Raw genomic sequence first — 25,824 nt, 5'->3', positions numbered from 1 at the left:
AATAAAAAAATCACGTCGGATAGACGTGATTCAATGTAAATTCCGTTTAGACATCAAATGCTTAAACTTTTCGTTCTTCGTTTGGAACAAGTGGAGCTGTGCGCCGTACGCATCAATCTGTTGAATGACGTACTGAAACGCCTTCGCTTCTCCCGGATACGGCTCCCCGGCCTTGGCAAGCGTTGTTTCAAAGTCTTCCCATAACACCTCGACCCACGTTACCGCTTCCGAGTCGTTTAACACATCATTCTTTTCTTTTAAGATTGTAGCAAGCCGATCATACTGTTCGTTCCGATTCATTGTTCCACCTCCGACAGTTCAGAGAGTGGGATGGCCCGTTCTGTCATGTCCCCTTCAAACGTACCCCAACCCATGACACCGTTGACGAATTTCAAGCGGAACGGTAGGTCATTATAGTTGACGACGTATGTTTCACCGGGACGAAACGATGATGGGTCGACCAAATAACTTTCGGCAATCGCAATCCGTCGAAGGACAACTTCGATTTCGCTGACCATGCCCATTTGTTCAGCCTTCCGCTTCCGTTCATGTAATGCTTGAATCTCCTGCTCTAACTCATAAATCGATAAGTCACTTAACCGCTTTTCCATTTCGTTCACCTCGATGTAAGCGTATCAGATTTTGCGAAAAAAAGAAAAAGGCGAGACTGAGTGAAAACCCACTCAATTCGCCTTGAAGTTGTACAATGGTTTGATGACTTGGTCGATGCTGACGGCCGGTTCGATATAACGGACGATTTCTTTCATCGATTTGTACACGAATGGTGACTCATCCACCGTAGATGGTCGGACCGATGTCGACCAAACGCCTTCCATCGTACGTTTAAATTCTTTGAAGTCGACGCGTTTACGTGCTGCCGAGCGAGACATGATTCGCCCTGACCCGTGCGGACCCGAGAAGTTCCAGTCCGGGTTCCCTTTCCCGGTACAGATGAGCGAACCGTCTCGCATGTTCATCGGAATGATGACACGCTCTCCTTCTTGCGCGGAGATGGCTCCTTTCCGTAGAATCATCGCGTCATGGTCGATATAGTTATGAACGGTGTCGAATTGATCGACGACGTTCCACTTCATCGCTTCTACGATCACATCTGTCATCGCTCGACGGTTCGCCGCTGCATATTGTTGAGCGATGCGAACATCATGCATATAATCGTCCATGTCCTCTCCTTCGACATAAGCCAAGTCTTGGAATGGTTTCCGTGACGCTCGCTCTCTTTCCAGATACGTCGAGATTTCTTTCTGGCGTCCAGTATCCTTCAATCGTTCGATTGCTTCTATTACATCTTTCGTTTCCATCATGTGTTGAATCGCGCGCTCTTGATAATGATCGGCAATCTGCACCCCGAGATGGCGTGAACCGGAATGGATGACGAGAAACGTTCGTCCCTCTTCATCCCGGTTCACTTCAATAAAGTGATTCCCCGAGCCGAGCGATCCGACCGAGCGCAAGGCACGGTCGAGTTTATACGGCGCCCGCACCTCTTCTAGCGGAAGTTCAGATGCATATGGATGAACCTTATCACGAATGTTCATTCCACTCGGTACGAGTTCACGGATCACGTCATCGAGTCGTTGAAAGTCGATCCGCTTTGCTTTGATTTCCGTACAAAGCATCCCACATCCTAAGTCGACACCGACCAGGTTAGGCACGACTTTATCCTGAATCGTCATCGTCGTCCCGACGACCGACCCTTTACCGGCGTGCATATCCGGCATGATCCGAATCGATGCCCCTTGTGTGAACGGTTGGTCAAGTAGCGTTTGAATCTGACTCCGCGTCATGTCATCGATTCGTTCATTGAATACTTTGGCGCGGTTGTATTTCCCCGTGATTTCCATGTTGCCTCCTTAGCTGATGGCTTGTTGCTTACTTTGTAACTCATGCATTCGAGCATAGACGCCACCGAATTCGATGAGCGACTGATGGTTGCCTCGCTCGATGATTCGACCGTGGTCGAGGACGAGAATCTGGTCCGCTTCCCGAATCGTAGAGAGACGGTGGGCGATGACAAACGTCGTTCGACCGTACGTGAGTGTTTTGAGTGCCTCTTGAATCAGTGCCTCGGTCTCCGAGTCGACACTCGCTGTCGCCTCATCGAGGACGAGGATGGCCGGGTCGAAGACGAGGGCACGAGCGAAGCTGATCAACTGTCGTTCTCCACTCGAGAGTGAGGCCCCACGCTCAATCACCGGTTCATCGATTCCTTGTGGCAACTGCTTCACGAAACGGTCAGCCCCTACGGCTGTCAGTGCGTTCCACACCTGCTCATCCGTGATTGTCTCGTCTCCTAGCGTGACGTTCGTCCGAATTGTACCGGTGAACAGGAACGGGTCTTGTAAGACGATCCCGAGGTGGTCCCGTACTGCCTGAGTCGGGAGCTTCGTCACATCCATCCCATCGATTCGTAGGACGCCTACAGACGGGTCATAAAATCGCATGAGCAAGTTCATAATCGAGCTCTTTCCACTACCCGTATGTCCGACCAGAGCGATCGTCTCACCTGGAGCGGCGTGTAGTTCAATCTGTTGCAACACCGGCTTCCCTGCTTCATAACTGAATGTCACATCATCAAAGACAACTTCCCCTTTAAAACGTGAAATGCGTTCTGATGAGACCGGTTCCCCTTTTTCGTCAAGTAACTGGAACATTCGGTCGGCCGAGACGAGCGCTTGCTGAAGTGGTGACAATTGGTTCATGATTTGTGTCACCGGCTCAAAGATCCGTGAGACGTAGTCGATGTATGCGTACAAAATCCCGAGCGTCAGGATGCTTCCCCCACCGAGCGTTTGTGTTCCGACAAACCAAATGAGCAAGGCGAGCGCCATGTTTCGGAAGAAATTGACGAGGTTATGGCTCATCAACGCATCTAGCTTCAACAATTTCCGTCTCGTTTGGAAGTTGTCACTGTTCTTCTCGTTAAATTCGTCATAGACGAGATCTTCGCGGACGTACGATTGAATGATTGGCATCGTCTGAATGCTCTCATTCAACTGCGCGTTCATATCCGCGACGAGTGCGCGGACACGGAAGTTATTTTTCGTCGAGAAACGTTGGAACAATTTAATCCAGACGATGACGACCGGGATGATAATGAGTGAGACGAGTCCAAGACGTACGTCTAGGAAGAACATCGCAATCAATACCCCAATCATCATGACGACACTTTGGAAGACGCGAGCGAGCACCCCTAAATACAGGTCACGAATCGTCTCCGTATCATTTGTGACACGACTGACAATTTTCCCAATCGGTGTCTGGTCAAAATAGCGGACCGGAATCGTTTGGAGATGCTTCATCACGTCAAGACGCATCGTTTTTACGATTTTATGCGCTGACCGTTGCAAGAGCATCTGTTGTCCCCAGTTCAATCCCGCCGCAAATAATAACAGGACGACATAAAGTCCCGATAAGAGAAGGACCGCTCGTAAATCCGTTTGATAAAATTGGAACACGTCGGTCGACGAGAGTGAGACGATATTATCATACGTCGCCGTCTCGTCTCCTCTTGTAATCGTCAGCACGTCTCCTTCAACTTCACGGACTCCTCCGCTCATAACCGCCTCAGGTACAAGATAGTATCCTTCGGTCGTTTGTACGATCGAGACCGGCTGAATCACATCTTGGCCGTTTAGTCTCGTTTCCTTCTCATAAGAATCACCATTAAAGGAAACACTACCGCCGGATTCGACTTGAACCCAGTCACGCTCGATGGCGACGATATGCTCATCGATAATGACTTTGGCGATATACGGCCCGGCAAGTTCTGCGCCGACCGCTAAAAAGAGTAATGCCAGTCCGAGGAAGATGGAGCGCTTCACTTGTTTGGCATAGCCAACGAGTGAGCGAATCGTCTTCTTCCGGCGGACCGGATCTAATTCATATTGATCGATCATGAGAGATTCCCCCTTTCCCGGATTACTCCGACTCTCCTTGTCGAATAAATTGTTCATAGTACCAACCGTGTCGTTCCATCAGTTGGTCATGTGTGCCGCGCTCTGTGACACGCCCGTCTTGAAGGACGAGAATTTGGTCAGCGTGCGCCACCGCAGAAAGACGGTGAGCCACGATAAATGTCGTCTTCGCCTTACGGCTCGTACGGACCGAATCGATGATTCGTGACTCCGTTTTCGCATCGACCGCCGAAAGCGAGTCGTCAAGAAGTAGAATCTCTGGATTTTTCAACAACGCTCGTGAAATCGACAAACGTTGCTTTTGTCCACCTGACAGCATGACACCCTGTTCCCCGACAACCGTATCCAGACCATTGTCAAGGTGTTCGATATCGGTATCAAATGCGGCGAGATGAATCGCCGTCTCAAGTGCTTCATCCGATACGTCATCTACCCCGAAGCGAATGTTATCACGTACTGTTTTCGAGAATAGGAGATGTTCTTGTGACACATATCCACTCCAGCCACGGACGGTTTCGAGTTTGATGTCAGAGATTGGTACACCGTTCACGAGAAGTGAATCGTCAATCGGATACTCCCGAAGCAATTGACGCAATAACGTCGTCTTCCCGGCCCCAGTCGGTCCGACGATTCCAATTGTCTCACCACGTGAGACGTGCAGGACAATGTCTTCTAACGACTCCCGATTTGCGTTTGGATAACGGAACGAGAGCGATTTGAAGGTGATTTTCTCCGGTACATCGATGTGAACTGTTCCCGTCGAGGCAACGTCTGGTACTTCGTTCATCGTCGTTTCAATTCGCTCGAGACTCGCTGTTCCTCGCTGCACGACGTTGATGAGTTCCCCGAACGCATACATCGGCCAAATGAGCATCCCTAAATAAATATTGAAGGAGACGAGCTGACCGAGCGTGATGTCGTTCGTAAAGACGAGATACGTCCCGAACGATAGCCCAATCAAGTAACTGAATCCGACAAGCAACTTGATGACCGGTTCAAACAACACATCGATTTTTGCGACATGCAGGTTTTTTGCCATCACGTCATCCGTGATATCATCAAACTTTTTCGTGTCCGCTTCTTCTTGGACGAAGGAACGGACGACCCGAAGACCTGAAATCGATTCCACGACTTGGTCGTTCATCACCCCGAACGAGTCTTGAGCTGCCGTGAAACGTGTATGAATTTGACTTCCGAGTTTATTCATCGACCAGGCAAGAATCGGCATCGGCAAGAGTGCTGCGAGCGTCAACTTCCAATCGATAAACACACCCATGATCGTCAACGCGATAAGCGTCATGTTGAATGAGTCGACTAATGTCATGACCCCAAACCCTGCTGTCCGCTCTACCGCTTTCAAATCATTCGTCGCAAGCGCCATCAAGTCACCTGTACGATGTTGTTGATAAAAACGCGGTGTTTGTTTGAGGAGATGACCAAAAAAGCGACCTCTTAATTTCTTTTCCAGTAGAAAGGCTGTCCCAAATAGTCGGGCAATCCACAAGTACGACATCACATAAGACAGCACCATGATGCCTAGAAGCGACGACACAATCAGAATTAACCGCTCTGTCGTCAAACTACCTTCACGAATCGCATCGATTGCCTGTCCGATAATCCATGGTGGTAGCATATCCACCACACCCGTGATGATAAGTAAGATGATGGCGATCACATACGTCCGTTTCTGTCTTTTAATAAACCAATCCAATTGTTTAATCAGTTTCATGACTGATTTCCCCCTTTCGCCCAATCCATCTGAGCACACAAAAAAGCGCACTCCACCTGATTGTGCAACCAATCAAATGAAGCGCGCTTGAAGAAGTCTTCAGTCTTTTGCATGGTCAGGGAAAGGACACTACCCCTATCCAGCTGCCAAAGTCACGCAGTTAAATACGAGTAGCCATATGATGTTTTGAGTGTGTTTGTGAGTGCAATGTTGTTCATCATTTTGGCTCCTCTCGTTTCATCGTTTTAAAATCTACTCAAACCTTAGCAGACTGTTCTGAAAATTGTCAATATTATTCTGTAAAAAAATTGTAACTTGTTTTTAGTTTAAGAAAAACATGCCTAAAATGAGACCAACGACCCCTGTAGCCGTTGCATAATAAATCATCGGCATGAGCGTATAACGGATGATCGTTCCTTCTTTCCCAAGCAATCCGGCAACAGATGCCACCGCTACGACGTTTAACACACAAATCATGTTCCCGGCGTTCGCCCCTGCCATCTGCATCGACAAGGCTAGTGACTCATTCAACCCAACTGAACTAGCGACATTTGTCGTCAAGCTCGAGAACATCATGTTCGAGAAGGTCGCCGATCCTGAAACGAACGCGCCGAGGGCCCCAATCCATGGTGCGACGAGTGGCCATACTCCACCGAACGTGTCAGCAGCCGCTGTCGCGAGTTCGACTGGCATCGACGCAAGTCCAGCTCCACCACTTTCTGAGTGGATGAAAATACGAACCATCGGAACAGAAGCCGCTAACGTAATGGCCGTTCCAACGACACCAAGCGTCGTTGCTTTAAAGACCGACGTGACTTGTGACCAACTCATATTGTGCAAGAAGAATGTTGCGATGATCGTCAAGATAAACATGAATCCTGGTGAATAAAATGGTTCCCAAGATGTTGAAATCCCTTCGACCCCTAAAATATCCGGGAGATTGATTCGTACACTACGAGATAACTCGTTCAAGAATGGAACTGTTCGTGTCAAAATCAAGAAAATCGTCAAAATGAGATAAGGTGCCCACGCTTTCCATTGTGGCAACTCACGCTTTCCAGTTTTAACGGTCTTACTTTCAACAGGTTGTTCGATTTGATCCGCGTATCCATCAAACGTCCATACGCGTTTTGGCATGAGAATCCCTTTTCGTGCCATTGTGACGAGAATGACTAGCCCCGTCAATCCACCAAGCATTCCACCGAACTCAAACCCTAGAATCAACGTCCAAATGTATGCCGGCACACTATACAGAAGCGCTGCGACAATTGCGATTGGAAACACTTCAAGCGCAGGTTTGATTGACTTTTCTTTACTGAAGAAACGAGTCAGCATCAGAATTAAAATAAATGGGATGAATAATCCAACCGCCATGTCAATCAAGACTGTTTGTAAGACGACCTCTGTAATAAATTCAATCGCCTCCGGCTGATTCACATCAAGGGATAGACCATTACCAATCCCGATGAGTGCCGGTGTACCCACTGCCCCAAACGTAACGGCTGAAACGTCTGCTGATAGTGCGATGACGACTGCCGCTATTGGCGGAAAGCCGAGTGCAATCAAAAGTGGTGCCGCCACGGTAGCCGGTGTACCGAACCCTGAAGCCCCTTCAATGAATGAAACGAATAACCAACCGACAATCAAAACTTGAATCCGCGGATCGGGTGTGATGTTGACGAATCCGGAGCGAATTGCATTCATTCCGCCTCCTTCTTTCATCGTATTCATCATTCCGATGGCACCGTATACAATCCATACTGTTGTCACGGCGATGACAAGACCTTGTAGCGTGGCTGACATAATCCGTGTCGCATCCAATTGCCAAACAAAGAATGCTAAAATCGCCGTCGTCACAAGTGACAAAGGCATTGCTACTGATGCAGGTAAACGCATAATTACCAATAAGATAAGCACGGCCACAATCGGTGTCAGTGCTGTAATCCATTCTAAAATCGTCAATGTAGACCCACCTTTTCGTATTTTCCCCTACCGTAAACAGATGTCCCATCACGATTCTTCTTGAACGAGTCGATCTAATGTACGTTCAATCACGTCATACGGAAATCCTTTGCGCCGAAGCTGCATCTTCATACGCTGTTTGCGTTCGAACGCATCATATCCGTTGAACTTCCGACTCAACTTTTCAGCCTGTTTCAGACATGCCGCAATCTCGACATCTTCGTCTTCTTCCTCCCAAAAAGTTTGAATCGCCTCTGAAATAATATCAAAGGTAAACCCCCTTTGCATTAGGGTTTGTTGAATTCTTTGTTGCACTTCTGTGGCAGAACGTCGATTTGTTTCCATTTGTTTCCTTTTCACGAACTTTCCTGCCTTTTCGACAAGCTCTTCATGAGTGATTGACGCCACTACCGTCTCGACGATGTCTGCTGGAATACGAAGCTGTTCAAGCTCCCGTTTAATTTTAATTGGCCCGCTCGGACTCGTATTGAACTTAGTCTGGACATAAGCTTTCGCGAATTCAGCATCATTCAAGTAGCGTTGCTCTTTCAGTCGCGTGATGGCATGTTTGATGGCAGTTTCACTTAACTCCTTCTTCACCAGGTAGTCCTGTACCTCTGAAATGGCACGCATTCGATACGATAAATAATTGACGGCCAATTTATACGCCTTTTGAGCCTCTTCCGCTTCAAGCACATCTTGGACAAAGTCATCCTCAAGCTCCATTCCTTTTGCGAGTCCGTACTTAATGAACACGTCAACATCGATTGCAAACGCAAACTCCTCTTTTCCTTCTCGCTCGATGAAGACGTTCAATCGGTCTTTATTCTTTTGTTGGGTCGTGAACTTTGCAATTTTCACAACGATTCCCCTCCATTTCATGTTTCTAACATATCACGTTCAGGAATTGTAGAGGATTTTTGATAAGTTAGAAGAAAGGGTATTCATCTGGATATACTGACTTATACCCATTTTAGAAACAACACATGATATCGGAGGGAATTTCATGAAAATCGCAATCACCGGTGGAACCGGGCTCATCGGTCAACCGCTCGTCCGCGCACTAGCCGATGCCGGTCATCAAGTCGTCGTGTTGACTCGTCATCCTCGTCCTCGCCATCGCGGGGTGTCATTTATCGAATGGTTGACACCAAATAGTAAACCAGAAAAAGAACTTGAAGGAACGGATGCTTTCATTCATTTAGCTGGGGCCTCCATCAATGATGGACGATGGACACATAAGCAAAAACAAGCCATCCTTCAAAGTCGAATCGAAGGAACGAAAGAAGTCGTTCGCCTGATTAAACAGTTGAAACAGAAGCCACAAGTCGTCATAAGCGGCTCAGCGATCGGGATTTATGGTGAAGACCGCTCCATCACTTATTCGGAAGAGACGCCCTTACCGACGCGGACCAATTTCCTAGGGAATGTATGTATTCTTTGGGAACAAGAAGCCGACCCGATTCGCGACCTTGGCATACGTCTCGTTACCATGCGCACCGGAGTCGTTTTATCAAATGACGGAGGTGCTTTCCCATTAATGAAACTTCCTTATCAGTTCGGGGTCGGTGGTAAAATTGGATCGGGAGAGCAGTGGGTACCCTGGATTCATTTAGATGATCTTGTACGGTTATTCGTGCATATCATCGAAACAGATGCAATCGAAGGTCCCGTAAACGGAACGGCTCCAACACCGGTGACGATGAATGAATTCGGGAAGACAATTGCAAAAGTGATGCATCGTCCACATTGGATTCCCGCACCTACATCAATGATGAAACTCGTTCTCGGTGAGAAAAGTGTCATCGTCCTAGAAGGCGCGAAGGTCGTTCCGACTAAAGCGCTTCAACACGGATTCGATTTTCGATATGAAACACTCGAACCCGCTCTAACACAACTACTACAAGATGCCTAAGGAGAATTAATTGTGAGTCACTTACTTATTCGAAATGCCCATGTTTATCCGATTACCGCACCTCACTTTTACGGAGACCTTCGTGTTCGAGACGGCAAAATCATCGAAATGGCTGAATTGCTTGAGCCACTTGACGATGAGAACGTCATCGAGGCGGAAGGAAACTTCTTATTCCCTGGTTTCATCGATGCCCATACCCATCTTGGCTTATATGATGAAGGGACCGGGTCCGTCGGAAACGACGCTAATGAAACAGTAGAAGCGATGACTCCTCATGCCCGTGCGATTGATGGTGTTTATCCACTGGACGAAGGTTTTCAGGAAGCGCTGATGGCAGGGGTGACTGCCGTACAAGTCATGCCAGGTAGCATGAACGTCATCGGTGGTGTGACAAGCGTCATCAAAACGCATGGTCGCTATATTGATGACATGATTGTCCGACGTCATGCCGGACTGAAGATGGCGCTCGGTGAAAACCCAAAACGGATTCATAGTATGGGAAAAACGGGGGACTTAACACGAATGGGTATTATGGGATTGCTTCGTGAAGCGTTCCGCACGGTCGGGTCGACCAAGACGATTGGAACTTTCGGCAGTCAGATGATTCAACTCGCTCTCAATCGTGAAATGCCAATTCGTGTTCATGCACACCGAGCCGACGATATCCTATCTGTCGTACGTTTCGCAAAAGAGTTTGACCTCGACTTTCGAATCGAGCATTGTACGGAAGGTCACCTCGTCGCTAAAAAGTTACAGGAACTCGGTGTGAAACACGTCACCGTCGGACCGACGTTCACTCGAAAATCGAAAATCGAGCTCCAAAATAAGACGTGGGAGACGTATCGTGTTCTACATGAACATGGCATGATCGTTTCGATAACGACCGATCATCCGTACACGCCTGTTCAATACTTAAATTTATGCGCAGGACTTGCGGCTCGTGAAGGCTTACCGGTTGATGTCGCTTTACGAGGAATCACCATCAATCCTGCTGAATCATTAGGTGTTGACGACCGCATCGGTTCACTAGAAGTCGGGAAAGACGCCGATCTCGTGCTGTGGAATCACTTCCCCCTCGACTACTTGGCGAAGCCGATTATGACGATTGTAAACGGCGAAGTCGTCTACAAAACGGAGCGTGCCGAAACGCATCATGAGGTCGAATAATTTTCATTATTTTTCATAAGCGTTTTTACGCATAATTTACTTGCTTTTTTAAAAATACTATATAAAATTTATCTTGTAACTTTATAAAGCAGCCAAGGCGGTTCGAACAGCGAAGCCAGAAGTATGCTTTCGTTACGACTATTCTTCAGCGGTCTGAAATAGGAGGAGGAATGTAAAGGTGCTCAAATTTCGTGAGCTCACCGACTGCGCGGAGTTGTTCGAACTGATGCAACACCCAGATGTCTTTCCGTATGTCCGTCAAAAGACGGTCCACTTTGACGAGTTTTTATTTAGCACGAAGCAAATCATCGAGCTAGAAGAGCAAGGAAATATCATCTCACGTACCATCACGAACGAGTATGGTACCCCAATTGGGACAATCAGCTTGTTCGACGTCGAATCCGGCTACGGGTTTCTTGGTACATGGCTTGGCAAGCCATATCATGGCAAAGGTTATAATCAAGTCGCGAAAGAGTCGTTCTTCTCGGAACTCTTCTTCGAACTTGACATGGAAAGTGTGTTTTTAAAAATCCGTAAATCGAATGAACGCTCGATTGCCGCAGCAGAAAAGCTTCCATACGCGTTTTGCGCGAATGAGATTCGTTCAGAACTGCTTGCAGAAATCAATCAGGGTGACGCCGAATACGTCCTTTATGAAGTATCCAAGTCGAGTTTCCAACTTTACTCGCATACCCTTCATGTCCCAGAATACGAAGTTCCTTACGAAACGCAACTCGAAGCCTGAGCCAATTCTGTCAAAGAATTGGCTTTTTTGTGGCTTTTTTGTGTGGATTTGATGGAGGTAACTTGTCGGAGCCGAATAAATCTGTTCTAATTCGAAGAGATAGGTATGATAGAACTATGGGGGATTCATCACAACTCCCGTTAACCGTTTTGTAAAGGAGAATGACATATGTCAGAATCAATGTTTCGTATCCTCGTAACTGATGACGAAGAACAAATGCGAGATTTACTTGTATCAAATTTAGAAAAAGAGGGGTATGAGACGGTCACCGCCTCAAACGGTCTTGAAGCTATTGAGCGCTTAAAAGAAGAGACGTTCCATCTCGTCTTACTCGACGTCATGATGCCGGAACTCGATGGTTTGACGGCATGCATGCGCATCCGTGAGTTTTCGAACGTGCCCATCATTCTGTTAACGGCACGATCGGAAGAACTCGACCGGATTCACGGACTAAAAATTGGGGCGGACGACTATATCACGAAGCCGTTTAGTCCACGCGAATTACTCGCTCGTATTGAGGCAACTCTCCGTCGCACTCATAGTTTCTCTAAAGAACAAGAGGCAACGTTTGATATCGGGGTTCTCTCAATTGATATCGATGGCCGTGCCGTCAGTGTGAAAGGAAAAACCGTCAACCTGACACGTAAAGAGTTTGATTTGCTTTACCTGTTTATCACAAACGACGAGAAAGTATTCTCTCGTGAACAGCTACTCGATCAAATTTGGGGAACCGAATACCACGGGAACCTTCGTACAGTCGATACACACATTAAGACACTACGTCTGAAACTTGGTGAAGCGGGCGGTTACATTCAAACGGTATGGGGCATCGGATATAAATTCGAGGCAAACGAATGAAACGATACACGATTCGGAAGCGGATTTGGATTACCATCTGGACAGCCAGCCTCTTCTCAGCATTCGTGTTTCTGATTATGACGTTTTATTTGTACGATAAATTCTATATTCAAACGCAAGAAGAGCTGCTCATCAATCGTGGAGAGAAACTCGTCACCATCTACAAGGCCGACGGTTTTTCTGACGCGTTTGCAGACAGTATGACGTATACGAATGAGCTAACGGAAACGAAAGTGTTCCTCTCCTCGGTTCGAGAAGATACACTCGGTTCAGGAAAGACGTTTTTAAGGCAACAAGATCTCGAGCGGCTACAAGACGGGTATGCAATTTCCGTGACTCGGAAACACCCGACCGAGGACGTTGACATTTTGATGACTGCATTCCCCCTCGTACGAGACGGTGAACTCGATAATGCGTTAATCCTTTACATGGAGCTCAGTAAAATAAGCGAACCGTTTCAACCGATTCGGCTCATGATCACGTTTTTGCTCGTCCTCATGATTGTGAACTTGCTTATTTTTGGTAAACAAATCATCGACACCATCATTCAGCCGCTCATCCAAATGAAACGTGCCTCTCAAGTATATGCGCAGGGCGATTTCTCACACCGCATCCCGATTGTCTATGATGACGAGATTGGTGAACTGGCGGATACGCTCAATTCGATGGCGGAATCGCTCGGACTCGTCGAAGAACAACGAAAAGAGTTTTTAGCGAACGTCAGTCACGAACTCCGCACACCGTTATCATACATTCGCGGTTATACCGAGATGCTTCAAGACGACACATTGGATGAACAAACGAGGGCACAATATTATGACATCATCGAGAACGAGACGAACCGGCTTCAACGACTTGTTACTGATTTACTCGACCTCGCACAGTTAGAGCGAGATTCGTATCCGATGACAAAAGAGCCAGTCGTCTATTCACAAGTACTCGAAGACGTCCTCTATCGACTCGAACCCATTGCCCGGGCGAAAGGTGTGACAATTGAATCGGACTTAGATTTCGACTTAATTATCCTTGGCGATCACGACCGACTCGAACAGGTCATCGGTAATCTACTTGACAACGCACTCCGCTACACGGAATCAGGTAAAACAATTCATGTGAAATCGTTCGCTGAAACAAACTATGCGATTACTGAAATCCGCGACGAAGGTCGGGGCATTCCGAAAGAAGATGTAGATAAATTGACGGAACGCTTCTACCGCGTCAATAAATCAAGAACACGAAAAGATGGTGGGACCGGTCTCGGTCTGGCCATTGCTAAACATATCATCGAGCGGCACGAGGGGTCGCTCCACTTCAGTTCAGAAGTCGGAAAAGGAACCACTGTCACGGTCGGTTTACCTCTCATCCCGGAAGACACGTTCGATATGTAAAAGGCAGCCCGCATGAACCGCCCCCATAAAAGTTAGACATGAAAATCTAACTTTTATGGGCAGTTCAGCATAGGGCTGCCTTTTTAAATGTCTTTGCCTTTATATTGATTAATCGATTCTTGTTGCAGTCGCTCTCGTTCGGCGTGCGTCTGTGGGAATCCGTTCGCTTGCCACTCGGCACGATGACTAGAATCTAGTTGCGTGAGGCCTTCTTCTGCCTCATCCTGACTCGCGTCCACACTCTCCCGTTCATCCATCTTTTGCCATGTGTCTTCTGCCTCACGTTGAGAAAGTAGTGCCGCCACTTTCGGTGCTACGAGCGCAGCTCCAGCGACACCTAATACAATCCCGGTCAATACTTTCCGGTCCATCATAACCCCTCCTTCACTATGCACTCTTCATTCCACCATTTCACAATCTCAAAACCCATGGCGAAAACGTTTACAGCTTTACATGTAGTGGAATGTTTAGGTGGAAGGAGGCGATTGGATGGAAAAGAAACGACCAACCTCGAAGCGTCCGTTCGATAACCCAGATGCTGTCGACACGGACAAAGAGAGCATTTTTGACGAGGACGGCATGCAGACTGTCGATCCGATTCCCGTTGAGGAGTTAAATGAACGGGTAAAAGACGAGAAGAACAAACGTCACTCAAAAGATGACTCGGTGAGCGAAAAGAAATATACGGACAAATAAACAAGCTGCGGACGTTTGTCCGCAGCTTGTTTATGTTAAGTCCTTCGGTGAGAATCCGTAAGGCAACATCTCTTCTTTTGTCATCACTTTTGTGTCACCATTTAAGTTCGCTAGAATTAACGTGAACTCTTCTCCTGCGAATTCGGCGATGACTTGGCGGCATGCCCCACACGGTGAAATCGGCCCTTCTGTATCGCCGACGACAACCACCGTCTCGATCGATTCGCTACCTTCTGAGACAGCTTTGAAAATCGCTGTTCGCTCGGCACACATCGATAGACCGTATGAAGCATTTTCAACGTTACATCCTGTAATCTCATTACCGGATGCGTCGATGACGACAGCCCCGACGTTAAATTTTGAATAAGGTGTATAAGCGCGCTTGCGCGCCTCAATAGCTTTATGCACGAGTTCTTGTACGCGTTCTTGTGAAATCATTGGATGTTCCTCCACTTCTATATTTGATAAGAAGTCTGACATCTGAACTATAACGTGAAAACGCTTACTTCACAAGTATTTTCACCGACTCGTCAATATTTTTTCTTTTTCTTCTTCTCGAATACAACAACGGATTCGACATGTGATGTCTGAGGGAACATGTCGTACGGTTGTACGTAATTCACCTTGTATCCGGCCTTCATCAACTGATCGGTATCACGTGCGAGCGTCTGCGGGTTGCATGACACGTAAACAATTCGTTTCGCCTTGGATGAAATGATTGAATTGATTAATTGATGATCCATACCTGTCCGTGGCGGATCGACTACGACGACATCTGGGAGCCATCCATCTTTAACCCAACGAGGGATCCAATGCTCGGCACGCCCTTCGACGTACGTGACATGGCTGTAGCCATTCTCACGCATATGGTCGTTCGCATCTTCGACTGCTTCCGGTACAACTTCCATTCCTCGAATTTCCTTCGCGTGTGGCGCTAACCAGAGGCCAATCGAACCGACACCCGCATACGCATCAATGACACGTTCTTCACCCGTCAATGCTGCAGCTTCAACGACTTCACGATACATTTTTTCCGTCTGTGCCGGATTCAACTGGAAGAATGCGCGTGGTGACAAGTGATAATGGACGTCATCAAGTTGCTCATCCATCTTTTCTTGACCCGCGATGTGAACCGTCCGATAACCAAAAATAACACTAGAGCGGTTTGAATTGATATTGATATGGAACGAGACAACATTTGGCAATGCCATGATGCGGTCACTCAATTCATCTAACTCCGGGACATCTTCATGCCCAACGACGAGAACAACTTGTACGTCATTCGTGTTGTATCCGGAACGAACGACGACGGTTCTGGCATACCCCGTGTCGCGGCGTGCGTCGTAGACGGGGATGTCGAGTTCGTTTAAAATACGGACAATCGCATTATTGATGTTCGTTGTGTCCCGCTGTTGGACCATACAGTGCTCAATCGACACGAGATGGTTTGTGTTCGGCTTGTAGAGTCCTGAGACAATCTCGCCATGGCGTGTGCCGAGTGGGAATTGTGATTTATTTCGATAGTACCACGGGTCTTCCATACCAATTGTCGGACGAATATCCGATTTTTCCACGTTTAGCTTCGTCTTTTGACGGAAGGCATTTCGAACGATTTCTTCTTTATACTCCATCTGCAGACGAGAACTCATGTGTTGGATTTGGCAGCCTCCACACTCGTCGTAAATCGGACAAGGTGCTTTAACACGGTCTTTCGAGTCGTTGTCGCGTTTGACGACACGCGCTTCTGCATAATTTTTTTCTACACGTGTGATTTCGACTTTTGCTCGTTCTCCCGGTAATAAGTTTGGAATGAAAATGACCATGCGATTGATGGTCGCGATGCCCTCTCCATTAATGCCAAGTCGGTCGACTGTGACATCTTTAAAATCTCCAGTAATTAATTTCAATCTGATTCATCCTTTCGAGACGATTGTTCTAAGTCTTTGGCGTAACGCACCACTTTAGCGCGCAACGAATCAATGTCGGCTAACAGGCGATGTAAATCTTCAGGTGTCGTATGCTCGTCTAGCGTGTTGACCGATAGACATAGCAGTTCCGTTCTCGATTTTAGGACGTTCATCTTTCCGGCAGTATCTGTACGTGATTTACCCATCTTGTAATCGCTCCTTTGGTTCGTGACAAAGAGTTGTTATTATAGCATACTATTTCGTGTAACTTGATGAAAAGGTGGAATCCACATGCAAAACATCTCCCCAACTTTCGACCCTTGGGAAGCCTATCTCGATCAAGTCGAACATGGTCGACTCGTCTTATCCAACGTCGAAGTAACAACAACAAAATTGTGTAATATGCGCTGCGAACATTGTGCGGTCGGTTATATGCTTGACCAGAAGGAAGAACCTGAAGTCCCACTCGAATTGTTAATTCAACGATTGGATGAAATCGAACATTTACGCGCCTTCTCCATCACAGGTGGTGAACCGATGTTATCGATGAAATCGGTCCGTAACTATGTCGTTCCGCTGTTACGCTATGCGAAAGAACGTGGCGCCCGCACTCAGATCAACTCGAACTTGACGCTACCGTTATCTCGCTATCATCTTATTACCCCTTACTTGGACGTTTTGCACATTTCGCATAACTGGGGCACCGATGCCGATTTCCTCGAAGGCGGATTCGCGATGATGGACCGGAAACCGAGTGAAGAGGCCCGCTTGAAAATGCTCCAGACCATGAAAGACAACGCCAGCGCCTTAACGGCTGAAGGAGTCATCGTGTCGGCGGAGACGATGATCAACAAACGGACGATTCCACATTTGAAAGAAATTCATGAAGAAATCGTCTCACTCGGTTGTCAAAGACATGAGGTGCACCCAATGTACCCCGCAGACTGGGCTAGCGCACTTGAATCAGCGTCACTCGCTGATACGCGACAAGCCATCCATGACTTACTCGACGTCCGTGACGAGAACGTATGGATGTTGTTTGGGACGTTGCCATTCTATGCATGTTCTGACCTACCTGAAGACCGTGCTCTGTTGAAGCGACTTCATGAGACAAAAAACGTGACCGTCCGAAATGACCCGGATGGTCGTTCACGCCTTAACACGAATATCTTTGACGGACAGATCATCGTGACCGACTTTGGTGACGAGCTCGGTACGCTCGGTACCGTCTATGATACGTCATTCCAAGATGCGTATGATACGTGGACAAACAGCCAATTGAACGCCACGCTGTCTTGTCATTGCCCAGCCGTCAAATGTCTTGGACCAAATGCTCTGGTCAAGCAAGCCTATTACCCGACCGTGGATTTTAAATCTCGCAAAGCTACATCGTTTTAATTATTTCTATTCGGGAAATGTTCTGTATATTAACTGAATCGAGGTGTGTGTAGATGACTGCGATTTACGTGTTCATTATTACGGTTATGGCCATCGTGATTTTCGGTGGAACACTCAGTATTTTATTGACAGCCGCATTCGTTTCAGACAAAGTAGAGCATGATGAAATGTTTAGTCAAGGCAGTTGGGATGATGAGTTACTACACTTAAATCACTCTCCACAACCGATTGACGACACGAAAAGCTGAGAATTTTCTCGGCTTTTTACTTTGACTTCATGAGGTGAATCCATGCTCCGTTTCCGATTTATGATCTTACTATTGATCGTCTTTATTTCCGGTTTGATTCAAGGCGCACTCATCCCACTCTTATCCACTTTAATCGAGCGTGACGGGGCACCAGCCTGGGTGAACGGGTTAAATGCGACGATGCTCTATGTTGGGGTAATTGTCTCTGCACCTCTCTTAGAGAGATTCGTTCGAAAATACGGCTTTCGGCCGACCATCGTCCTCGGGATTGTTTTGACGGCATTCGCAACCTTCGCATTGCCGATATGGCCGTCCCTACTCGTCTGGGCGATGATGCGCTTCTTCATCGGATTTGGGGACTCCGCATTACACTACGGATCGCAAGTATGGGTCACGTCCTCTAGTGAAAAACGTAGTCTCGGTCGAGCGATGGCCTATTATGGGATGTCGTTCAGTCTCGGGTTCGCCGTCGGTCCGTTGATTGCACCACTCGTCGATTTATGGTTTTGGTTACCATTTTTGATTATTGTCTTTTTCTGTCTCGCTTCGTTGATGCTCGTCTTTAAAGTCGAGAATGAATTCCCTGAGGTCGAGAAAGTGAAGACCAATTCGAAGGGGCGAATTCGACTAATTCTAGTCGGTGCAGGGTATACACTCCTTCCGGCGTTTACATACGGTTTTCTCGAAGCGAGTTTAAATGCAAACTTCCCAATCTTCACGTCACGAAACGGCGTGAGCCTGACGGAGACGAGCACACTCATCACGACGTTCATCGTCATGTCGATTGTCGTTCAGCTTCCTCTTGGTCGTCTCGCAGACTTGTACGGTAAGAAACGCATCTTACAAATCGTGCTGACATTTGGCACCCTCGTATTCGCCTTGGCGAATCTTGTCGTCGATTCCTATATCGGTCTACTCTTCCTATTCGCACTTGCCGGCGCCGGGCTAGGATCGACTTATTCACTCGGTTTGGCACATATGACAGAAGTGCTTCCCCGTTCATTGCTCCCGACCGGAAACATGCTTTATAGTATCTCATTTAGCGTCGGTTCAATCTCAGGTCCGATGATTGGGGCCTTCTGGTTGTCTTTACCGAAAGAGGTCTATTTCTTTATGTATGCCGTCATTCTCGGTATTCTAGCGCTCCGACTCTTCACATCGACCGCTAAGCCAATCGACTTATAAACAGAGGCAGATGGTTCCCATGAACCACCTGCCTCTGTTTTATTCCACTACTCGTTCCATTTCGTCGTCGTTCAACTGTAAAGCTCGGATGAAGACTTCGTCTAATGCAAAAGGTTCCGTGTCTAGCGAAGCGAGGACATCGGACTTTAGCGTCACCTCGACGACACGGTCATTGAACTGCCATCTCGTCTGAATGTCATCACCTTGTCTCGTGGCGCGTGTCGCCACCGGGCCGTGACGTTCTTTTAAGCTTTGACTCACGCACTTCATCACGTACTTGACGTATTCATCTTTCGGTTGACGCGAGATGAGGATATTTCGAACGATTCGATTCCTAGCCATTGTTGCCCCTCCTTTCTTTTCAATGATTCCGCACGCAAGTCTTTACAAACGAAGACCGATTTTACGAGCTTTAAAATTCAGAATTTTTAATATATTTTGTCACGGTATTGCATTTTCGTCAACTCCGTCTCTTTTTCAAACGACGTTCTGTCTTTTCTTCGTACGACGCCCTTGAAAATAAGTGGACAAATAAATGCCGGCGATGACGAATCCTAGCCCGACAATCGCATTCCAAGGAATCGATTCTCCAAGCAAAATCCCAGACAAAATCACGCCAAATAAGGGAACTAAGAAGATATAGAGTGAAATCCGACTGACCGGATTATATTTCATCAATGTGTTCCAAAGCGTAAATCCAATTGCGGACAACATTGCCAAATAAAAGAGAAACGCAATCGTCTGTCCTGTATACGGCATCGATATACCATTCGGCTCTAACACGTAGCCGATGACGAGTAAACCGATTGAACCGATGACCATCGCCCACGCTGTCATCGGGGCAACATCATATTCTTTTGAATAATCTTTCGCAATCAAATTCCCAAACGCGCCAGACACCATTGCCAAGATAAGTAGTATCTCGCCGATCCCGAACCCGACCTCTGTACCAGGCGCGGGCCAGTTTGCGATGACAATCCCTGAGAATCCAAACGTCAAGGCAAGACCTTTCAAACGATTCAGTTTATCGTCTTCATACCGTATATGAGCGAGAGCCATTTGAAAGAACGATGTTGATCCAGCGATAATCGACCCTTGAACTCCGGTCGAGATCGAAAGTCCGATGTAAAAGAATAAATACTGTAAAAACGTCAAAAAAGATCCGAGGTGCGCATACGCTTTAAACTTTTGGCGTGTTAATCGAATCGATTGCTTTAGGACGGTTTGACTAATAAGAAGTAGAAGCAGCCCCGCTAATAAAAAGCGCTCTCCTGCGAACAGTAGCTGTTGCCCGTACTCATTCGATTGAATATCTAGCTTCTCATAACTTAATTTGATGAACGGGAAAGCACTCCCCCACAACAACGTATTAAATATCGCAAATAACGCCACTGTCCATGGACGTTGAAATATATTTTGCATGACACAAAAACTCCTTAATCTTTTTATTTGTTGGCAGATGATAAGCATGATAAAATAAACCTAGATAATAATTATTATAAATTAAAAAAAGGTTAACACGGATTAAATCGTTAATTCAAAGCCAGTTGATGATGATAATCATCTTCAACCATTATCATTTAATCGAGATTCATTCTCAATTAGAAAGAAGGGATTACATGAACGCTCCATCTGTTACACACGAAAAAAGCCACGTTTTCAAACGGGCTAACTGGTACGAACATATCGAATTGATTATGGCGCTCATTAGCGGTGTATTGATTGTACTCGCTTATATCACCGAAACACAAGAAGGAGCCCCTTGGATTCACGTCTCGCTTTATTTATCCGCCTTTTTCATCGGGGGATACGCGAAAGCAAAAGAAGGGATTTCGGACACCATTGAAACGAAATCTCTTAATGTAGAACTCTTAATGATCATCGCCGCCATCGGGGCCGCATCGATTGGATATTGGATGGAAGGCGCGATTCTCATCTTCATTTTCGCCTTATCCGGTGCGCTCGAAACATACACAATGAACAAAAACGAACGTGCGCTCGAATCTTTAATGGAACTCCAACCTGAACAAGCAACCCGCCTGACAACTCCTGAGAAACTTGAAGTTGTTCATATTGATGACTTGAAAGTCGGTGACCTTATTTACGTCCGCCCAGGGGAACGTATCCCTGTCGACGGAAAAATCGTCAAAGGAAGTGCTTCGGTAGAAGAAGCCGCTATCACAGGTGAGTCGGTCCCTGTCGACCGACAAGTCGGAGAAGACGTATTCGGGTCAAGCGTCAACTTGAATGGCGTGCTAACGATTGAAGTGACAAAACTTGCGACCGAGACGTTGTTCCAAAAAATCATCCAAATGGTTCAACAAGCACAGGAAGAAAAATCACCATCCGCTCAGTTCATCGATCGTTATGAAGGACGGTATGTTCAAATCGTGCTCATCTCCGTCACGGCGATCATCCTACTTGGACCGTTCTTTACGTCGTGGTCTCTTGAAACGAGCATCTATCGCGGCATGATCCTTCTCGTCGTCGCCTCTCCTTGTGCGCTCGTCGCCGCCATCACACCTGCTGCGTTGGCTGCCATCGCCTCTTCCGCAAAACACGGTATTCTCTTTAAGGGTGGCGCGCATATCGAGAATATGGGACGCCTAAAGGCAATTGCTTTCGATAAGACGGGGACACTCACGATTGGGAAACCTATCGTACAAGAAGCACTCATCTCTCCGGAGTTGCTTGAAGATGACGTGAACCGAATCGTTAGTTTGATTGAAGAGCATTCGATGCACCCTCTCGCCGAAGCGCTCGTTTCATATACCGGGAGATACACCGGAGACATGATGGATTTCAAAGATGTCACAGGATCGGGGATTGAAGCGACGATTGACGGAGTCGCTTATCGCGTCGGTAAACAGAAGTTCGCTGATCGAAGCGGTGATTTCTTTAAAGAGGATGTAGAACGTTTGAAAGAAGCTGGTCACACGCTCGTCTTCATCAGTGACGAGACAAGAACAATCGGCGCATATGCCCTTCGTGACACGCTTCGACCTGAGGCGAAAACAGCAATCCTCCGCCTGAACGACCTCGGAATCGCGACCATCATGATTACGGGCGACAATGAGGCGACCGCACGCGCTATTGCAAACGAGGCCGGATTGACACGCTATATCGCCGAGTGTCTGCCGGAAGAAAAAGTTTCACAAATTAAGTCACTACGCGAAGAATACGGTTCGATCGGGATGATTGGTGACGGGATCAACGACGCACCTGCACTAGCGACCGCCGACGTCGGAATCGCAATGGGCGAAGGAAGCGATGCGGCTCTTGAAACAGCTGACGTCGTCTTGATGAAAAATGACCTCGTACGCTTGAGTGATGGGATACGTCAGTCACGTAAACTTAACCGTGTTGTCTTACAAAATGTCGTCTTTGCACTCGGTGTCATTCTCGTCCTCATTGCCACCAATATTTTCGAACTACTCATTATGCCGTTCGCGGTTGTCGGACATGAAGGTTCTACCATCCTTGTCATCTTGAATGGGCTTCGACTCCTCACCTCTTCGTGGGAATGATACATTCGACAAAATCGAAACGATGATTGAAACAATATGTCGATTTCGTTATAATTGAAACAATGTGTCTAAAAGACTGATTTAGATCGAAAGATTGGCTAAAGGTGGTACAAGATATGAATACGATTGCAGTCATCGGCAAGGTATTTGTCGATATTAAAGGGACTTCCTTCGCACCGCTCCATAAAGATGCGAAGAACGTCGGCGACATCACTTTCTCTAATGGTGGAACAGGTCGCAACGTTGCGCAAAACTTAGGAGTACTCGGCAATGATGTTCGTTTCGTCTCAACCGTTACGAACGATCAAATCGGCGTCGGTGTCCTCGAGGAATTACGTTGTTTGAACGTAAACGTCGATGGGGTTGATATGCTCGAAGATAACGGCATGGGTATGTGGCTCGCCGTTATGGATAACAACGGCGACCTCCAAACGTCGATTTCAAAGCAACCTGACGAAGCGCGAATGGAAAAAGCTATTTTACGCCAAATCGATACCGTTTTTGAAGAGAGCGATGCGGTCGCAATCGACTTAGACTTGTCGGTCAACGTACTAAACGAGACGATTGAACTATGTCGCGTTATGGATTTGCCGCTGTACGGCGTGTGCGGCCACCTTTCTGTCATTGAACGAAACCGTCATTTACTCCAAGGGTTTACGGGGTTCATCTGTAGTCGGGAAGAAGCAGAAATCTTATCTGATATGTCAATCGTCACCGTGGATGATGCCCTGCGTGTCGCTGAAGTACTCGCCATGAAAGGTGCCCCATTGACAATTGTCACGATGAGCGAACTTGGTGCCGTTTACGTCGATCTCCGCACGAATGAACAAGGTCACGTCCCGACGACGAAAGTGAAAGTCGCCGACTCTACCGGTGCCGGTGATTCATTCTTCTCCGCTGTCATCTCTGAACTCATGAAGCGCCACTCTATCGAAGATGCACTTCGACTAGGGATGCGTATCGCCGGAAAAGTTATCGCGTCACATGAGAATGGATTGACACAAGATATGTACGCATCATTAGAACAACCTACGCAAGAATGAGTTGAACGCATCGGCGAATCGTCGATGCGTTTTGTGCAAAATTATAGGAATGAAAGGAACGATCTCAGTGGTTCGAACGAAATTAAGAAGCGCGATCATTTTAATAAATGATCAAGATGAAGTAGCTTTGATTCGACGTGAAAAGGAAGACGTGCTTTATTACGTCTTCCCTGGTGGTGGAGTCGAATACGGTCATACAACAGAAGAAACTGCCGTTCGCGAAGCATTTGAAGAGCTCGGCGTCCATGTAGAATTAGAAGGTGTGGCTGCCTACGTCGCATTCAATAACGAGTTAAATCCTTACTATTGGGCGAAAATGACAGGTGGCGAATTTGGTACCGGAACAGGTGAAGAGTTTCAAGAAGAACAAACAAACGGATCATATACCCCTATGTGGATCAAACGATCAGCATTACCCCATCTTCCGATTCGTCCCCCATCGCTCGCTGAAAAATTAGCCTCACAAGAGACACGTTTTTACGATTTGACGTTGTCTGAGGCATAATCAAGTGTACCTTTAAGCAATTTCGGGAAACGTTCACTAATGATTGTTTCAGGAGGGTTTCATGATGGCGATGACAGAAGTAAAGGAAAAGAAGAATTGGTTCTCGTTTGGAAAAGAATTATTTCGACGCTTTAAAGAACACGATGTACAAGATTACGGGGCAACTCTCGCATTCTTTTGGTTTTTATCCATCTTCCCGGGGATTATCTTTATTTTGGCACTCTTATCATTTTTCGATATCTCACAAGACACGTTCCAAAATCAATTGAATGATTTAGCTCCCGGTTCAGCCGCTTCTGATTTTTTGACCGGGATTTTTGAAGCGATTGGCGAACCGAGAGGCGGTCTGTTATCTATCGGTGCAATTTTAGCGATTTGGTCTGCCTCAAAAGGTGTCGACCGTCTCGTGACGACAGCACTACACGCTTATGGTGAAGACAATGAACGTAACTTTTTTGTCAAAAAAGGCTTAGCGCTCGGATTAACAATCTTACTTGGAATCGGGATGTTGTTGCTCATTCTTTCGAACGTATTCGGGTCACAAATTATCACGTTTGTCACTGAATATTTGCCAGTGAACATCACCGGCGCTGAAGAGTTGATGATCAACGTATTCCGATACGTCTTGACAACGGTTGTCTTAATTTTGACGCTTTCAATTTTTTATAAAATATCACCGCAGCAGCACGTGTTTTGGAAAAGTACGATTCCTGGGGCCATCTTTGGTGTCATCGGTTGGCAACTCGTGTCATTAGGATTCAGCTTGTACGTCTCAAATTTCGGGAGCTACGATTCAACTTACGGATCGCTCGGCGGAATCATCGTCACCTTGCTATGGTTGCAATTAACTGGAATGATCATCCTTATCGGTTCTGAGATCAACGCGACGTGGATGCGTTTCTTTAAAACGCCAAGCGAACAAGAATACGAACGTGATTTCAAGAAGAACAAAAAGAAAGCAAAACAAAAACAACAAGAAGATGACTACGATGATATCCCCACTAACACGTATGGCTAATACAAAAGGAGCACGTTCACAAAATGAACGCGCTCCTTTCTTATGCTTCTATTGGATCAAGACGTCCCGTTGCCGGGTCGATCACAAATCCATGGACATTCGTGCCTGGTGGTAACAAAGGATGATTGTTGATTAAATTGATGGAATGAACGACATTTTCCTCTACTGAATCAAAGCCATGTAACCATTGTTCTAAATCCATTCCTGACGATTTTAGCATTTTCAAAGTTTGAGGGTCGATTCCCCGACGTTCCATTTCTTCAATCACGATAGACGGTTCAATCGCTGCCATTCCACAATCATAGTGTCCGACCACAACGACTTCTTCCGCTCCTAGTGCGTAGAGGGCCACCAAAATCGAACGCATGGCCGAACCGAATGGATGTGACAGGACAGCACCGGCGTTTTTAATAATTTTAGCGTCTCCGTTCTTAAGTCCTAACGCTTGAGGTAACAGCTCCGTCAAACGTGTATCCATACACGTTAAAATCACAATTTTCTTATCCGGAAACTTATCGGACACGAACGGTTCGTACTGCTTCTCCTCTACGAAACGTTTGTTAAATTCAAGCATTTCCTTTACGACTGACACGTTAAC

The 25,824-nt window shown here is 46.8% G+C and carries 27 protein-coding genes; 13 read left to right on the top strand and 14 right to left on the bottom strand.

What is annotated here, in order from left to right:
- Nucleotides 1-30: 30 nt before the first annotated feature.
- From KNO98_RS12690 to recX, 7 genes are all read right to left on the bottom strand, one after another.
- Nucleotides 31-300, bottom strand: a complete 270-nt coding sequence (locus KNO98_RS12690) for a YfhJ family protein (protein WP_026826720.1) — start codon at nucleotides 298-300, stop codon at nucleotides 31-33.
- Nucleotides 297-611 (bottom strand): YfhH family protein, encoded by a 315-nt coding sequence (locus KNO98_RS12685; protein WP_214701169.1) that lies wholly within the window; start codon nucleotides 609-611, stop codon nucleotides 297-299. Before KNO98_RS12685 ends, KNO98_RS12690 begins: the two co-directional genes overlap by 4 nt.
- Before the next feature lie 72 nt (nucleotides 612-683).
- The gene (locus KNO98_RS12680; RefSeq protein ID WP_214701167.1) at nucleotides 684-1,862 is read right to left on the bottom strand and encodes an RtcB family protein; all 1,179 of its coding nucleotides are present in this window, start codon (nucleotides 1,860-1,862) and stop codon (nucleotides 684-686) included.
- 9 nt (nucleotides 1,863-1,871) lie between these two features.
- Nucleotides 1,872-3,917 (bottom strand): ABC transporter ATP-binding protein, encoded by a 2,046-nt coding sequence (locus KNO98_RS12675; RefSeq protein WP_214701165.1) that lies wholly within the window; start codon nucleotides 3,915-3,917, stop codon nucleotides 1,872-1,874.
- 22 nt (nucleotides 3,918-3,939) lie between these two features.
- Entirely contained in the window at nucleotides 3,940-5,664 is a 1,725-nt protein-coding gene (locus KNO98_RS12670; RefSeq protein WP_026826724.1) for an ABC transporter ATP-binding protein, read from the bottom strand.
- 321 nt (nucleotides 5,665-5,985) lie between these two features.
- Nucleotides 5,986-7,626: an L-lactate permease gene (locus KNO98_RS12665; RefSeq protein ID WP_026826725.1), complete on the bottom strand. Its 1,641-nt coding sequence runs from the start codon at nucleotides 7,624-7,626 to the stop codon at nucleotides 5,986-5,988.
- Nucleotides 7,627-7,674: 48 nt separating this feature from the next.
- Entirely contained in the window at nucleotides 7,675-8,487 is an 813-nt protein-coding gene (gene recX, locus KNO98_RS12660; protein WP_214701163.1) for a recombination regulator RecX, read from the bottom strand.
- A gap of 145 nt (nucleotides 8,488-8,632) precedes the next feature.
- Between recX and KNO98_RS12655 the strand changes: the two genes are divergently transcribed.
- From KNO98_RS12655 to KNO98_RS12635, 5 genes are all read left to right on the top strand, one after another.
- Nucleotides 8,633-9,541: a TIGR01777 family oxidoreductase gene (locus KNO98_RS12655; RefSeq protein WP_026826727.1), complete on the top strand. Its 909-nt coding sequence runs from the start codon at nucleotides 8,633-8,635 to the stop codon at nucleotides 9,539-9,541.
- Between the two features lie 12 nt (nucleotides 9,542-9,553).
- Complete coding sequence (locus KNO98_RS12650) at nucleotides 9,554-10,708, top strand: amidohydrolase (protein WP_026826728.1); 1,155 nt, start codon at nucleotides 9,554-9,556, stop codon at nucleotides 10,706-10,708.
- A 178-nt stretch (nucleotides 10,709-10,886) separates the two neighbouring features.
- The gene (locus KNO98_RS12645; protein WP_214701161.1) at nucleotides 10,887-11,453 is read left to right on the top strand and encodes a GNAT family N-acetyltransferase; all 567 of its coding nucleotides are present in this window, start codon (nucleotides 10,887-10,889) and stop codon (nucleotides 11,451-11,453) included.
- Nucleotides 11,454-11,621: 168 nt separating this feature from the next.
- Entirely contained in the window at nucleotides 11,622-12,311 is a 690-nt protein-coding gene (locus KNO98_RS12640; RefSeq protein WP_026826730.1) for a response regulator transcription factor, read from the top strand.
- On the top strand, nucleotides 12,308-13,699 hold the full coding sequence (locus tag KNO98_RS12635; RefSeq protein WP_214701159.1) for a sensor histidine kinase: 1,392 nt from the start codon (nucleotides 12,308-12,310) through the stop codon (nucleotides 13,697-13,699). The genes KNO98_RS12640 and KNO98_RS12635 overlap by 4 nt, the downstream gene beginning before the upstream one ends.
- Before the next feature lie 83 nt (nucleotides 13,700-13,782).
- Here the strand turns inward: KNO98_RS12635 and KNO98_RS12630 are convergent, their stop codons facing one another.
- Nucleotides 13,783-14,070, bottom strand: a complete 288-nt coding sequence (locus tag KNO98_RS12630; protein WP_026826732.1) for a hypothetical protein — start codon at nucleotides 14,068-14,070, stop codon at nucleotides 13,783-13,785.
- 118 nt (nucleotides 14,071-14,188) lie between these two features.
- Between KNO98_RS12630 and KNO98_RS12625 the strand changes: the two genes are divergently transcribed.
- Nucleotides 14,189-14,395, top strand: coding sequence for a hypothetical protein (locus KNO98_RS12625; protein ID WP_026826733.1), 207 nt, complete (start codon nucleotides 14,189-14,191; stop codon nucleotides 14,393-14,395).
- A 30-nt stretch (nucleotides 14,396-14,425) separates the two neighbouring features.
- Here KNO98_RS12625 and KNO98_RS12620 read toward each other — a convergent pair whose 3' ends face one another.
- From KNO98_RS12620 to KNO98_RS12610, 3 genes are all read right to left on the bottom strand, one after another.
- Nucleotides 14,426-14,833, bottom strand: coding sequence for a cytidine deaminase (locus KNO98_RS12620; protein WP_026826734.1), 408 nt, complete (start codon nucleotides 14,831-14,833; stop codon nucleotides 14,426-14,428).
- 92 nt (nucleotides 14,834-14,925) lie between these two features.
- Nucleotides 14,926-16,302: a 23S rRNA (uracil(1939)-C(5))-methyltransferase RlmD gene (gene rlmD, locus KNO98_RS12615; RefSeq protein ID WP_214701158.1), complete on the bottom strand. Its 1,377-nt coding sequence runs from the start codon at nucleotides 16,300-16,302 to the stop codon at nucleotides 14,926-14,928.
- Nucleotides 16,299-16,508 (bottom strand): hypothetical protein, encoded by a 210-nt coding sequence (locus KNO98_RS12610; RefSeq protein ID WP_015880867.1) that lies wholly within the window; start codon nucleotides 16,506-16,508, stop codon nucleotides 16,299-16,301. The genes rlmD and KNO98_RS12610 overlap by 4 nt, the downstream gene beginning before the upstream one ends.
- 85 nt (nucleotides 16,509-16,593) lie before the next feature.
- Here KNO98_RS12610 and yfkAB point away from each other — a divergent pair, with 85 nt between their 5' ends.
- From yfkAB to KNO98_RS12595, 3 genes are read left to right on the top strand one after another with little or no spacing between them, the layout of a single operon-like run.
- Nucleotides 16,594-17,700 (top strand): radical SAM/CxCxxxxC motif protein YfkAB, encoded by a 1,107-nt coding sequence (gene yfkAB, locus KNO98_RS12605; RefSeq protein ID WP_214701156.1) that lies wholly within the window; start codon nucleotides 16,594-16,596, stop codon nucleotides 17,698-17,700.
- Nucleotides 17,701-17,753: 53 nt separating this feature from the next.
- Entirely contained in the window at nucleotides 17,754-17,948 is a 195-nt protein-coding gene (locus tag KNO98_RS12600) for a hypothetical protein (RefSeq protein ID WP_026826737.1), read from the top strand.
- 42 nt (nucleotides 17,949-17,990) lie between these two features.
- Nucleotides 17,991-19,133, top strand: a complete 1,143-nt coding sequence (locus KNO98_RS12595) for an MFS transporter (RefSeq protein WP_214701155.1) — start codon at nucleotides 17,991-17,993, stop codon at nucleotides 19,131-19,133.
- 39 nt (nucleotides 19,134-19,172) lie between these two features.
- Here KNO98_RS12595 and KNO98_RS12590 read toward each other — a convergent pair whose 3' ends face one another.
- Nucleotides 19,173-19,475, bottom strand: a complete 303-nt coding sequence (locus KNO98_RS12590) for a hypothetical protein (RefSeq protein ID WP_214701154.1) — start codon at nucleotides 19,473-19,475, stop codon at nucleotides 19,173-19,175.
- Nucleotides 19,476-19,610: 135 nt separating this feature from the next.
- A complete protein-coding gene (locus KNO98_RS12585; RefSeq protein WP_214701153.1) occupies nucleotides 19,611-20,555 on the bottom strand; it encodes a DMT family transporter in 945 nt (314 codons plus the stop codon).
- Between the two features lie 197 nt (nucleotides 20,556-20,752).
- Between KNO98_RS12585 and KNO98_RS12580 the strand changes: the two genes are divergently transcribed.
- The 4 genes from KNO98_RS12580 (at nucleotide 20,753) to KNO98_RS12565 (ending at nucleotide 25,226) form a co-directional block, all read left to right on the top strand.
- Entirely contained in the window at nucleotides 20,753-22,660 is a 1,908-nt protein-coding gene (locus KNO98_RS12580; RefSeq protein ID WP_214701152.1) for a heavy metal translocating P-type ATPase, read from the top strand.
- 116 nt (nucleotides 22,661-22,776) lie between these two features.
- Nucleotides 22,777-23,703 (top strand): carbohydrate kinase family protein, encoded by a 927-nt coding sequence (locus tag KNO98_RS12575; RefSeq protein ID WP_214701151.1) that lies wholly within the window; start codon nucleotides 22,777-22,779, stop codon nucleotides 23,701-23,703.
- Nucleotides 23,704-23,770: 67 nt separating this feature from the next.
- Nucleotides 23,771-24,208, top strand: a complete 438-nt coding sequence (locus tag KNO98_RS12570) for an NUDIX domain-containing protein (RefSeq protein WP_084483614.1) — start codon at nucleotides 23,771-23,773, stop codon at nucleotides 24,206-24,208.
- Between the two features lie 64 nt (nucleotides 24,209-24,272).
- A complete protein-coding gene (locus KNO98_RS12565; protein WP_214701150.1) occupies nucleotides 24,273-25,226 on the top strand; it encodes a YihY/virulence factor BrkB family protein in 954 nt (317 codons plus the stop codon).
- Between the two features lie 40 nt (nucleotides 25,227-25,266).
- Here the strand turns inward: KNO98_RS12565 and KNO98_RS12560 are convergent, their stop codons facing one another.
- The gene (locus KNO98_RS12560; protein ID WP_034771569.1) at nucleotides 25,267-25,800 is read right to left on the bottom strand and encodes a beta-class carbonic anhydrase; all 534 of its coding nucleotides are present in this window, start codon (nucleotides 25,798-25,800) and stop codon (nucleotides 25,267-25,269) included.
- Between the last annotated feature and the right edge of the window lie 24 nt (nucleotides 25,801-25,824).

Source organism: Exiguobacterium sp. s57 (assembly GCF_018617685.1).
Lineage (GTDB): Bacteria > Bacillota > Bacilli > Exiguobacteriales > Exiguobacteriaceae > Exiguobacterium > Exiguobacterium marinum.
The sequence above is the reverse complement of the archived record's forward strand: the minus strand, read 5'-3'. Positions and strand labels throughout refer to the sequence as shown.

Bases quoted from the DNA above. Each gene is read 5' to 3' on its own strand.
- KNO98_RS12690 (WP_026826720.1), bottom strand. From the start codon at position 300: ATGAATCGGAACGAACAGTATGATCGGCTTGCTACAATCTTAAAAGAA.
- KNO98_RS12685 (WP_214701169.1), bottom strand. From the start codon at position 611: ATGGAAAAGCGGTTAAGTGACTTATCGATTTATGAGTTAGAGCAGGAG.
- KNO98_RS12680 (WP_214701167.1), bottom strand. From the start codon at position 1,862: ATGGAAATCACGGGGAAATACAACCGCGCCAAAGTATTCAATGAACGA.
- KNO98_RS12675 (WP_214701165.1), bottom strand. From the start codon at position 3,917: ATGATCGATCAATATGAATTAGATCCGGTCCGCCGGAAGAAGACGATT.
- KNO98_RS12670 (WP_026826724.1), bottom strand. From the start codon at position 5,664: ATGAAACTGATTAAACAATTGGATTGGTTTATTAAAAGACAGAAACGG.
- KNO98_RS12655 (WP_026826727.1), top strand. From the start codon at position 8,633: ATGAAAATCGCAATCACCGGTGGAACCGGGCTCATCGGTCAACCGCTC.
- KNO98_RS12640 (WP_026826730.1), top strand. From the start codon at position 11,622: ATGTCAGAATCAATGTTTCGTATCCTCGTAACTGATGACGAAGAACAA.
- KNO98_RS12635 (WP_214701159.1), top strand. From the start codon at position 12,308: ATGAAACGATACACGATTCGGAAGCGGATTTGGATTACCATCTGGACA.
- KNO98_RS12630 (WP_026826732.1), bottom strand. From the start codon at position 14,070: ATGGACCGGAAAGTATTGACCGGGATTGTATTAGGTGTCGCTGGAGCT.
- KNO98_RS12625 (WP_026826733.1), top strand. From the start codon at position 14,189: ATGGAAAAGAAACGACCAACCTCGAAGCGTCCGTTCGATAACCCAGAT.
- KNO98_RS12620 (WP_026826734.1), bottom strand. From the start codon at position 14,833: ATGATTTCACAAGAACGCGTACAAGAACTCGTGCATAAAGCTATTGAG.
- KNO98_RS12610 (WP_015880867.1), bottom strand. From the start codon at position 16,508: ATGGGTAAATCACGTACAGATACTGCCGGAAAGATGAACGTCCTAAAA.
- yfkAB (WP_214701156.1), top strand. From the start codon at position 16,594: ATGCAAAACATCTCCCCAACTTTCGACCCTTGGGAAGCCTATCTCGAT.
- KNO98_RS12600 (WP_026826737.1), top strand. From the start codon at position 17,754: ATGACTGCGATTTACGTGTTCATTATTACGGTTATGGCCATCGTGATT.
- KNO98_RS12595 (WP_214701155.1), top strand. From the start codon at position 17,991: ATGCTCCGTTTCCGATTTATGATCTTACTATTGATCGTCTTTATTTCC.
- KNO98_RS12590 (WP_214701154.1), bottom strand. From the start codon at position 19,475: ATGGCTAGGAATCGAATCGTTCGAAATATCCTCATCTCGCGTCAACCG.
- KNO98_RS12585 (WP_214701153.1), bottom strand. From the start codon at position 20,555: ATGCAAAATATATTTCAACGTCCATGGACAGTGGCGTTATTTGCGATA.
- KNO98_RS12580 (WP_214701152.1), top strand. From the start codon at position 20,753: ATGAACGCTCCATCTGTTACACACGAAAAAAGCCACGTTTTCAAACGG.
- KNO98_RS12575 (WP_214701151.1), top strand. From the start codon at position 22,777: ATGAATACGATTGCAGTCATCGGCAAGGTATTTGTCGATATTAAAGGG.
- KNO98_RS12565 (WP_214701150.1), top strand. From the start codon at position 24,273: ATGGCGATGACAGAAGTAAAGGAAAAGAAGAATTGGTTCTCGTTTGGA.
- KNO98_RS12560 (WP_034771569.1), bottom strand. From the start codon at position 25,800: ATGCTTGAATTTAACAAACGTTTCGTAGAGGAGAAGCAGTACGAACCG.